Below are 9,615 nucleotides of genomic sequence, written 5' to 3' on the forward strand. Positions count from 1 at the left end.
ATGCAAAAGATTTTAGGCTTGTTGGTGGTGCTCGGCTGCGTATTTGGCGGCTATTTTGAAGCAGGCGGGCAATTAGTGGCTATCTGGCAACCGGCGGAAATGATCATTATTTTAGGCGCCGGTTTCGGGGCGATGATTATTGGTAACCCGAAACATGTGCTGAAAGAGATAGCCCATCAAATTAAAGGTGTGATCAGTAAAAAACAGCTCGGGCCGGAATTTCAGCGTCAGCTTTTAATGTGCCTGTATGAGTTGCTCGAAATGGTGCAAAACGGCGGCCTGCGGATGCTTGATCAACATATTGAGCAACCGGAAGAGAGCACTATTTTCCAGAAATATCCGCTGGTGTTAACCCAGAAGCGGCTGGTTACCTTTATTGCCGATAACTTTCGCCTGATGGCGATGGGCAAAATCGACGCCCATGAGCTGGAAGGCATTCTCGATCAGGAGCTGGACACCGCCGAAGAGTCACTGTTAACGCCGTCACGCTCGCTGCAACGTACCGCCGAAGCGATGCCGGGATTTGGCATTTGTGCGGCGGTGCTGGGCATTATCATCACCATGCAGTCAATCGATGGCTCTATTGCTCTGATTGGCCTGAAAGTGGCGGCGGCGCTGGTGGGTACGTTTTTAGGCGTGTTTATCTGCTACTGCCTGATGGATCCGCTCGCCAACGCCATGGAACAGCAGGCACGGGCGGAACATTCGCTGCTGGAGTGCGTGCGTACCGTGCTGGTAGCCCAGGCGGGCGGCAAACCGACGCTGCTGGCGGTGGACGCCGGGCGTAAGCTGCTGCATCTGGCGTCCAAACCGACCTTCGCCAATCTCGATGCGTGGGTGAATGCGATGCTGGAGCAAGAATAAGCATGAGAAAGACGGGCAACCGCCGCGAGCGTGGGGCTAAAACCACCATCGTCCGGCGGCAGATCAAAAAGAATCATGCCGGGCATCACGGCGGCGCGTGGAAGGTGGCATTCGCCGACTTTACCCTGGCGATGATGGCGCTGTTTATGACCCTGTGGATTGTGAACAGCGTTAGTAAATCCGAGCGTGAAAGCATTATGGCGGCGCTGCATGGGCAGTCGATCTTCAACGGTGGCGGGCTGTCGCCGTTAAATAAAATAAGCCCGCCTCATCCGCCGAAACCGACTACCGTGGCGGTGCCGGAAGAAACCGAGAAAAAAGCACGTGATGTGAACGAGAAAACGGCGCTGCTGAAGAAGAAATCCGCCACTGAACTGGGCGAGCTGGCGACCAATATCAATACCATCGCCCGTAATGCGCATATGGAAGCGAATCTGGAGATGGAGATTGTCCCCCAAGGATTACGCGTGCTGATTAAAGATGACCAGAACCGCAATATGTTTGAACGCGGCAGCGCGAAGATTATGCCGTTTTTTAAAACACTGCTGGTGGAGCTCGCGCCGGTATTCGACTCGCTCGACAACAAAATTATTATTACCGGGCATACCGATGCGATGGCCTATAAAAACAATGTATACAACAACTGGAACCTTTCGGGCGACCGCGCGCTTTCCGCTCGCTGCGTGCTGGAAGAGGCCGGAATGCCGGAAGATAAAGTGATGCAGGTGAGCGCAATGGCGGACCAGATGCTGCTGGATGCCAAAAACCCGCTAAGCGCAGGCAACCGGCGCATTGAGATTATGGTGCTAACCAAAAGCGCCTCGGACACGCTGTATCAATATTTTGGTCAGCATGGAGATAAGGTGGTGCAGCCGTTGGTGCAAAAACTGGATAAGCAGCAGGCGCTTTCGCAGCGAACGCGTTAAATGCTGAATCTTTACGCATTTCTCAAACCCTGAAATCACTGTATACTTTACCAGTATTGAGAGGTGAGCGATGCGTAAAATCATTCATGTGGATATGGACTGCTTTTTCGCAGCGGTGGAGATGCGTGATAATCCCGCCCTGCGCGATATCCCTGTTGCTATTGGCGGTAGCCGCGAACGTCGGGGGGTGATCAGCACCGCCAATTATCCCGCGCGTAAATTTGGTGTACGCAGCGCAATGCCGACCGGCATGGCGCTCAAATTATGCCCGCACCTCACCTTGCTTCCGGGGCGCTTTGACGCCTACAAAGAAGCCTCAAATCATATCCGCGAAATCTTCTCGCGTTACACTTCGCGCATTGAGCCGTTGTCGCTGGATGAGGCCTATCTCGATGTCACCGACAGCGTGCATTGCCACGGTTCTGCGACTCTCATCGCCCAGGAAATCCGTCAGACGATCTTTAACGAGTTGCACTTGACGGCTTCTGCGGGCGTGGCGCCGGTTAAATTTCTCGCCAAAATCGCCTCTGACATGAACAAACCCAACGGTCAGTTTGTGATTACACCTGCTGACGTTCCTGCATTTCTGGAAACGTTGCCGCTGGCGAAGATTCCTGGTGTCGGCAAAGTATCAGCGGCAAAACTAGAGGCGATGGGGCTGCGCACCTGTGGTGATGTACAAAAGTGTGATCTGGTGACCTTGCTCAAACGCTTTGGCAAATTTGGCCGCATTTTGTGGGAGCGTAGCCAGGGTATCGACGAGCGCGATGTTAACAGTGAACGGCTGCGTAAATCCGTCGGTGTGGAACGCACGATGGCGGAAGATATCCATCACTGGTCTGAATGTGAAGCGATTATTGAGCGGCTTTATCCTGAACTGGAGCGCCGTCTGGCAAAGGTGAAGCCTGATTTACTGATCGCCCGCCAGGGAGTGAAATTAAAGTTCGATGATTTTCAGCAAACCACTCAGGAGCATGTCTGGCCGCGTTTGAATAAAGCTGACCTAATCGCCACTGCGCGTAAAACCTGGGATGAACGTCGCGGCGGACGCGGTGTACGGTTGGTGGGGCTGCATGTGACGTTGCTTGATCCGCAAATGGAAAGACAGTTGGTGCTGGGATTATGAATAACATACAAATAAGAGACTATCAGCCTGGCGATTTTCAGCAACTATGCGCTATTTTCATTAGAGCGGTTACGATGACTGCCAGTCAGCATTATTCACCGCAACAAATTGCCGCCTGGGCGCAGATTGATGAATCTCGCTGGAAGGAGAAACTCGTGCAATCACAAGTGCGGGTTGCGGTCATTAATGCACAACTGGTCGGCTATATTACCTGCATTGAACACTATATCGATATGCTATTTGTTGATCCGGAATACACCCGCTGTGGTGTCGCCAGTGCCTTGTTAAAACCTTTTATTAAGTCTGAATCCGAACTTACGGTGGATGCCAGCATAACTGCAAAACCCTTTTTTGAACGTTATGGTTTTCAGGTGGTTAAGCAACAACGCGTTGAATGTCGGGGGGCGTGGTTTACTAATTTTTATATGCGATATAAACAGCAACATTAAATCCAGCTTGCAATGAAAATAACGCCCGCCTAATATGTGGCGTTTTTTTATTCCACAAACTGCAAGGAGGTAAATCATGACAAATCCTTTATCAATGACTCTTTGCAGACCTTTCCAGGATTAATTCTTTTTTTCTTGCCCTGGATTCGTCTGCCATTTTCTGATTTTTATATTTATATACTCTAAATAATTCGAGTTGCAGGAAGGCGACAAGCGAGTGAATCCCCTGGAGCTTACTAAAGTAAGTGACTGGGGTGAACGAACGCAGTCGCAGTACATGCAACTTGAAGTATGACGAGTATAAATGGAATGGTACATGGGCAAATATATTCGTCCCTTATCCGATGCGGTATTTACCATCGCATCTGATGACCTGTGGATCGAGAGTTCAGCGATCCAACAATTACACACCACGGCAAATTTACCCAACATGCAACGCGTAGTTGGGATGCCAGATTTACACCCCGGACGCGGCTATCCGATTGGCGCAGTGTTCTTCTCCGTTGGTCGTTTTTACCCGGCACTGGTCGGCAATGATATCGGCTGCGGCATGGCGCTATGGCAAACAGATATTCTCGCTCGCAAATACAACGCCAATAAGTTTGAAAAGCGATTATCAGCTTTGGATGACGTTGCTGAAGAAAGCTGGCTGGAGGAAAACCTGCCGTCAGCGTTTGCACAGCATTCGTGGCGCAGCGCGCTTGGCTCTATCGGTGGCGGAAACCACTTCGCAGAACTGCAACAAGTTGATCAAATTATCGACGCGGAACTGTTTGCACTGGCTGGTCTGGATGCGCAGCATCTGCAACTGCTGGTTCATAGCGGCTCGCGGGGTTTGGGGCAGTCTATTTTACAGCGACATATTGCCTCGTTTTCGCATCATGGTTTGCCTGAAGGCAGTGATGACGCGCTACGGTATATTGCGGAACATGACGATGCGCTGGCGTTTGCGCGTATTAATCGCCAGCTGATCGCTCTGCGCATAATGCAACAGGTGAAAGCCAGCGGAAGTCCGGTTCTGGATGTGGCGCTGTAGTGGTCAACAAAAACTGGCAACAAATAGACATGCAGCGCCGGGTGGCATGGATAAACCCGGAAGAGAGTAAATCAAACCGCGCAATTGGCGTTGCGCTGAATGATACTGCATGTCGCGTATTGAAAAAACAAATAGGGAATCATCACCGTTGGGTATTTGTTTATAAGGAAAGCTGTACCAAACCAGACGGAACGAAAGCGCCAACAGTAAGGAAGATGCGGTATGACGCAAACACAGCCTGGAAAGCGGCTCTGAGACGAGCTGGTATTGATGATTTCAGATTTCACGACTTGAGACACACCTGGGCAAGTTGGCTGGTTCAAGCCGGAGTCCCGTTGTCAGTGTTACAGGAAATGGGTGGCTGGGAGTCTATCGAAATGGTTCGTCGATATGCTCACCTCGCGCCTAATCACCTTACCGAACACGCACGGCAAATAGACTCGATTCTGAACCCATCGGTCCCAAATTTGTCCCAGTCAAAAAATAAGGAAGGCACTAATGATGTGTAACTTATTGATTTAAATGGTGCCGATAATAGGAGTCGAACCTACGACCTTCGCATTACGAATGCGCTGCTCTACCAACTGAGCTATATCGGCCCTGAAAGGACATGTTCACGAACGTGAATCACGGTGGACAAGGTTAAAACTAACCGGGCGATGCGTCAATGGCCTTGTGAATCAAACGGCTACTTTTGCATCACCCGGTTTTGTTTACGCACGAATGGTGTAATCACCAATGCCGATCCACTTGTAAGTGGTCAGTGCTTCCAGCCCCATCGGGCCGCGCGCGTGGAGTTTTTGTGTGCTTACCGCCACTTCCGCGCCAAGACCAAACTGGCCGCCGTCGGTAAAACGTGTAGAGGCGTTGACGTAAACAGCGGAAGAATCCACTTCGTTAACAAAACGCTGGGTATTGCGCATATCACGTGTCAGGATCGCATCGGAGTGCTGGGTGCCGTGTTCACGAATATGCGCGATGGCATCGTCAAGATCGCTGACGATTTTAACGTTCAAATCTAATGACAGAAACTCATCGTCATACTCTTCGGCTTTAACAGCCACCACCTTCGCAGGGCCTGCCTGTAGCTGCGCCAGCGTAGCTACATCTGCGTGTAACGTCACGCCGCTTTCCGCCATTTGCTTGCTTAATGCGGGCAGGAAGCTATCAGCGATGTTTTTATTTACCAGCAACGTTTCTACCGTATTACATGTGCTCGGACGCTGAGTTTTCGCGTTGATAATTACTTTCAGGGCTTCAGCTATCTCTGCACTTTCATCAACATAAATATGGCAGACGCCAATACCGCCGGTGATCACCGGGATCGTTGACTGCTCGCGGCACAGCTTATGCAAACCAGCGCCACCGCGCGGGATCAGCATGTCGATGTATTTATCCATACGCAGCATTTCACTCACCAATGCGCGATCCGGATTATCAATCGCCTGCACAGCGCTTGCCGGTAAACCGCAGGATTGCAGGGCGTCCTGAATCACCGCCACCGTTGCAGCGTTGGTGCGGCAGGTTTCTTTACCACCGCGCAGGATCACCGCGTTACCGGTTTTCAGGCACAGGGAAGCGACATCAACCGTCACGTTCGGGCGCGCTTCATAAATCACCCCAATCACGCCAAGTGGGACGCGACGACGCTCCAGACGCAGACCGCTGTCCAGCACACCACCATCAATCACCTGCCCCACCGGATCGGCGAGATTACATACCTGGCGCACATCGTCGGCAATGCCTTTCAGTCGCGCGGGCGTCAGTGCCAGACGGTCAAGCATCGCTTCGCTAAGGCCATTGGCACGCGCGTCAGCAACATCCAGGGCGTTAGCGTTGAGGATATTTTCGCTTTGTGCTTCCAGTTCATCGGCGATCTTTTCCAGCACGCGATTTTTTTCGCGGCTGGAGAGTTGCGCTAATTTATACGAGGCTTGCTTCGCGGCAATGCCCATTTGTTCCAGCATCGGCCTGCTCCTTAACGGGTAATCATGTCATCACGGTGAACGGCAACCGGGCCATATTCATATCCCAGTATTGCATCAATTTCTTGCGAGTGGTGTCCGGCAATGCGACGCAATGCATCGCTGTTGTAACGGCTGACGCCGTGGGCAATATCGCGACCTTCGAGGTTGCAAATACGAATGACTTCACCACGCGAGAAGTTGCCGCTCACGCTTTTAATACCTTTCGGCAACAGGGAGCTGCCGCGTTCAAGAATAGCGGCGGTCGCCCCTTCATCAACGGTAATTTCACCCGCAGGTGGCGCGCCAAAAATCCAGCGTTTACGATTTTCTAAAGGCGTTGCCTGGGCATGGAACAGCGTACCGACAGGAGTACCTTCCATCACATCACCAATGACGCCCGGCTTGTTACCTGCGGCAATAATGGTGTCGATCCCCGCACGGCAAGCCACGTCCGCCGCCTGCAATTTGGTGCCCATGCCGCCGGTTCCAAGACCTGAAACACTGTCACCGGCAATCGCCCGCAGTGCGTCATCAATGCCGTAAACATCTTTAATCAGTTCCGCCTGCGGATTGCTGCGCGGGTCAGCGGTATACAAACCTTTTTGATCGGTCAGCAGCAACAGTTTATCGGCACCCGCCAGAATCGCCGCCAGCGCAGAAAGGTTGTCGTTATCGCCGACTTTAATCTCTGCCGTAGCAACAGCATCGTTCTCATTAATTACCGGAACGATGTTGTTATCGAGCAGCGCACGCAGCGTATCGCGGGCATTCAGGAAGCGTTCACGGTCTTCCATATCGGCACGGGTCAGTAACATCTGCCCGACGTGAATGCCGTAAATTGCAAAGAGTTGTTCCCACAGTTGAATCAGTCGACTCTGCCCTACCGCCGCCAATAGTTGCTTCGAGGCGATAGTCGCTGGCAGTTCCGGGTAACCCAGGTGCTCACGTCCGGCGGCAATCGCGCCCGACGTCACAATGACTATCCGATGCCCGGCGGCATGTAACTGCGCGCACTGGCGAACAAGTTCTACGATATGGGCACGGTTCAGACGGCGCGATCCGCCTGTTAGCACACTGGTGCCGAGTTTTACCACCAGCGTCTGGCTGTCACTCATGATTCTCTGCCATTCAATTTTAGGAAAAATGATATCAAACGAACGTTTTAGCAGGACTGTCGCCGGTTGCCAACCATCTGCGAGCAAAGCATAGCGTTTTGTTGCGCGGGATCAGCAAGCGTAGCGGCAGTTGTTTACGTTTTTATTACAGATTTAATAAATTACCACATTTTAAGAATATTATTAATCTGTAATATATCTTTAACAATCTCAGGTTAAAAACTTTCCTGTTTTCAACGGGTCTCTCCCGCTGAATATTCGCGCGTTAATTAAAATCAGGAATGAAAATGAAAAAGAGCTCTCTGGCATTAGTGGTGATGGGTATTGTGGCATCTGCATCCGTACAGGCCGCAGAAATATATAACAAAGACGGTAATAAACTGGATGTCTATGGCAAAGTTAAAGCCATGCATTATATGAGTGATAACGACAGTAAAGATGGCGACCAGAGTTATATCCGTTTTGGTTTTAAAGGCGAAACACAAATTAACGATCAACTGACTGGTTATGGTCGTTGGGAAGCAGAGTTTGCCGGTAATAAAGCAGAGAGTGATACTGCACAGCAAAAAACACGTCTCGCTTTTGCCGGGTTGAAATATAAAGATTTGGGTTCTTTCGATTATGGTCGTAACCTGGGCGCGTTGTATGACGTGGAAGCCTGGACCGATATGTTCCCGGAATTTGGTGGCGACTCCTCGGCGCAGACCGACAACTTCATGACCAAACGCGCCAGCGGTCTGGCGACGTATCGGAACACCGACTTCTTCGGCGTTATCGATGGCCTGAACTTAACCCTGCAATATCAAGGGAAAAACGAAAACCGCGACGTTAAAAAGCAAAACGGCGATGGCTTCGGCACGTCATTGACATATGACTTTGGCGGCAGCGATTTCGCCATTAGTGGGGCCTATACCAACTCAGATCGCACCAACGAGCAGAATCTGCAAAGCCGTGGCACAGGCAAGCGTGCAGAAGCATGGGCAACAGGTCTGAAATACGATGCCAATAATATTTATCTGGCAACTTTCTATTCTGAAACACGCAAAATGACGCCAATAACTGGCGGCTTTGCCAATAAGACACAGAACTTTGAAGCGGTCGCTCAATATCAGTTTGACTTTGGTCTGCGTCCATCGCTGGGTTATGTCTTATCGAAAGGGAAAGATATTGAAGGTATTGGTGATGAAGATCTGGTCAATTATATCGACGTCGGTGCTACATATTATTTCAACAAAAATATGTCAGCGTTTGTTGATTATAAAATCAACCAACTGGATAGCGATAATAAGTTGAATATTAATAATGATGATATTGTCGCGATAGGAATGACATATCAGTTTTAATAATATTGCCGGATGCGACGTGAACGCCTTATCCGGCCTACGAAAACCACTATTTCAGGCCGGAAGAGATGCTCAAACATCACATCCGGCACTTTTCACTCATGCCGTTAACTTCACCGGCTCATCACGAAAATCATCCGCCGGTTCCAGCTTCAGATTCAGCGTCGCCAGCAGTTCACGCAGCTTTTCATGAAACTCTCGCAGGGTGTGCTCCAGCCGCTCAACCACTTCCGCATCTTTTACCTGAACATGCGTCCAGTCGCCTGCTTTATCGAACAGACCAAACCGGTAACTGTAGGTAAAACGGGATTCCTGCGCTTCCAGTTCCATCCACCAGCCCCAGAACTCACGCACTTCCGGCGCCGGTTTCACATTGACGCATACAGCCAGACAATCGAAAAAGAATCGATTATCTTCGCACTTACCTTCACGAATATACGGGCCTAGTGCGGTAAATTTTTTGATCAATCTGCTTTTCGGGTGTCCACTCGGTAACGTCATTGCGATCTCCTGTTGTGAAGCAACTGTTTTACCAAATTGGCAAAATTTAGCAAATTTTTAACACAATCGCTTTTCGAGCCAGTTAGTAATTTCCTGGAGTGCTTTGTCAAAATTCCGATACACCGGATTAAATGGAATTTCTAACAATTTACCGTCAGCAGATGACGAAGTGATTAATCGTGAATCCTCTTCCGGGCTGAACGGATCGTTCTTCCAGAAGCCTGATAACATTGGCGTTGGGCAGCGACGCCCCAGCAACCCTTGCACTTTCAATGAATAGCGATTCAA

At 50.4% G+C, this 9,615-nt stretch carries 9 protein-coding genes, 1 tRNA gene and 2 pseudogenes; 7 read left to right on the plus strand and 5 right to left on the minus strand.

Annotated features, from left to right (window positions below; translation table 11 throughout):
* The 6 genes and pseudogenes from motA to A7098_RS08710 all read left to right on the plus strand — a co-directional run.
* Window positions 1–864, plus strand: coding sequence for a flagellar motor stator protein MotA (gene motA, locus A7098_RS08680; RefSeq protein ID WP_001169518.1), 864 nt, complete (start codon window positions 1–3; stop codon window positions 862–864).
* 2 nt (window positions 865–866) lie between these two features.
* The gene (lafU, locus tag A7098_RS08685; RefSeq protein ID WP_105280668.1) at window positions 867–1,790 is read left to right on the plus strand and encodes a putative lateral flagellar export/assembly protein LafU; all 924 of its coding nucleotides are present in this window, start codon (window positions 867–869) and stop codon (window positions 1,788–1,790) included.
* Window positions 1,791–1,860: 70 nt separating this feature from the next.
* Window positions 1,861–2,916, plus strand: a complete 1,056-nt coding sequence (dinB, locus tag A7098_RS08690) for a DNA polymerase IV (protein WP_001226214.1) — start codon at window positions 1,861–1,863, stop codon at window positions 2,914–2,916.
* Complete coding sequence (locus tag A7098_RS08695) at window positions 2,913–3,365, plus strand: GNAT family N-acetyltransferase (RefSeq protein ID WP_105280669.1); 453 nt, start codon at window positions 2,913–2,915, stop codon at window positions 3,363–3,365. Before dinB ends, A7098_RS08695 begins: the two co-directional genes overlap by 4 nt.
* Before the next feature lie 316 nt (window positions 3,366–3,681).
* Window positions 3,682–4,395 (plus strand): annotated as a pseudogene (locus A7098_RS08705) (RNA ligase RtcB family protein); the annotation flags it as partial.
* Between the two features lie 20 nt (window positions 4,396–4,415).
* Window positions 4,416–4,910 (plus strand): annotated as a pseudogene (locus A7098_RS08710) (site-specific integrase); the annotation flags it as partial.
* Between the two features lie 14 nt (window positions 4,911–4,924).
* Here the strand turns inward: A7098_RS08710 and A7098_RS08715 are convergent.
* From A7098_RS08715 to proB, 3 genes are all read right to left on the minus strand, one after another.
* A tRNA-Thr gene (locus A7098_RS08715) sits at window positions 4,925–5,000 on the minus strand.
* A gap of 114 nt (window positions 5,001–5,114) precedes the next feature.
* A complete protein-coding gene (proA, locus tag A7098_RS08720; protein ID WP_105280671.1) occupies window positions 5,115–6,368 on the minus strand; it encodes a glutamate-5-semialdehyde dehydrogenase in 1,254 nt (417 codons plus the stop codon).
* 11 nt (window positions 6,369–6,379) lie between these two features.
* Window positions 6,380–7,483: a glutamate 5-kinase gene (proB, locus tag A7098_RS08725; RefSeq protein ID WP_032224567.1), complete on the minus strand. Its 1,104-nt coding sequence runs from the start codon at window positions 7,481–7,483 to the stop codon at window positions 6,380–6,382.
* Window positions 7,484–7,770: 287 nt separating this feature from the next.
* On the opposite strand from proB, the gene phoE reads away from it, so the two are divergent.
* Window positions 7,771–8,826: a phosphoporin PhoE gene (gene phoE / locus A7098_RS08730; RefSeq protein WP_105280672.1), complete on the plus strand. Its 1,056-nt coding sequence runs from the start codon at window positions 7,771–7,773 to the stop codon at window positions 8,824–8,826.
* Window positions 8,827–8,925: 99 nt separating this feature from the next.
* Here the strand turns inward: phoE and crl are convergent, their stop codons facing one another.
* Both crl and A7098_RS08740 read right to left on the minus strand, forming a co-directional pair.
* Window positions 8,926–9,327 (minus strand): sigma factor-binding protein Crl, encoded by a 402-nt coding sequence (gene crl, locus A7098_RS08735; RefSeq protein ID WP_000174686.1) that lies wholly within the window; start codon window positions 9,325–9,327, stop codon window positions 8,926–8,928.
* A gap of 57 nt (window positions 9,328–9,384) precedes the next feature.
* Window positions 9,385–9,615 (minus strand): alpha/beta hydrolase (locus A7098_RS08740; protein ID WP_123056754.1); only part of this gene is annotated, 231 nt, incomplete at its 5' end.

Source organism: Escherichia sp. MOD1-EC7011, from assembly GCF_002965005.1.
Lineage (GTDB): Bacteria > Pseudomonadota > Gammaproteobacteria > Enterobacterales > Enterobacteriaceae > Escherichia > Escherichia ruysiae.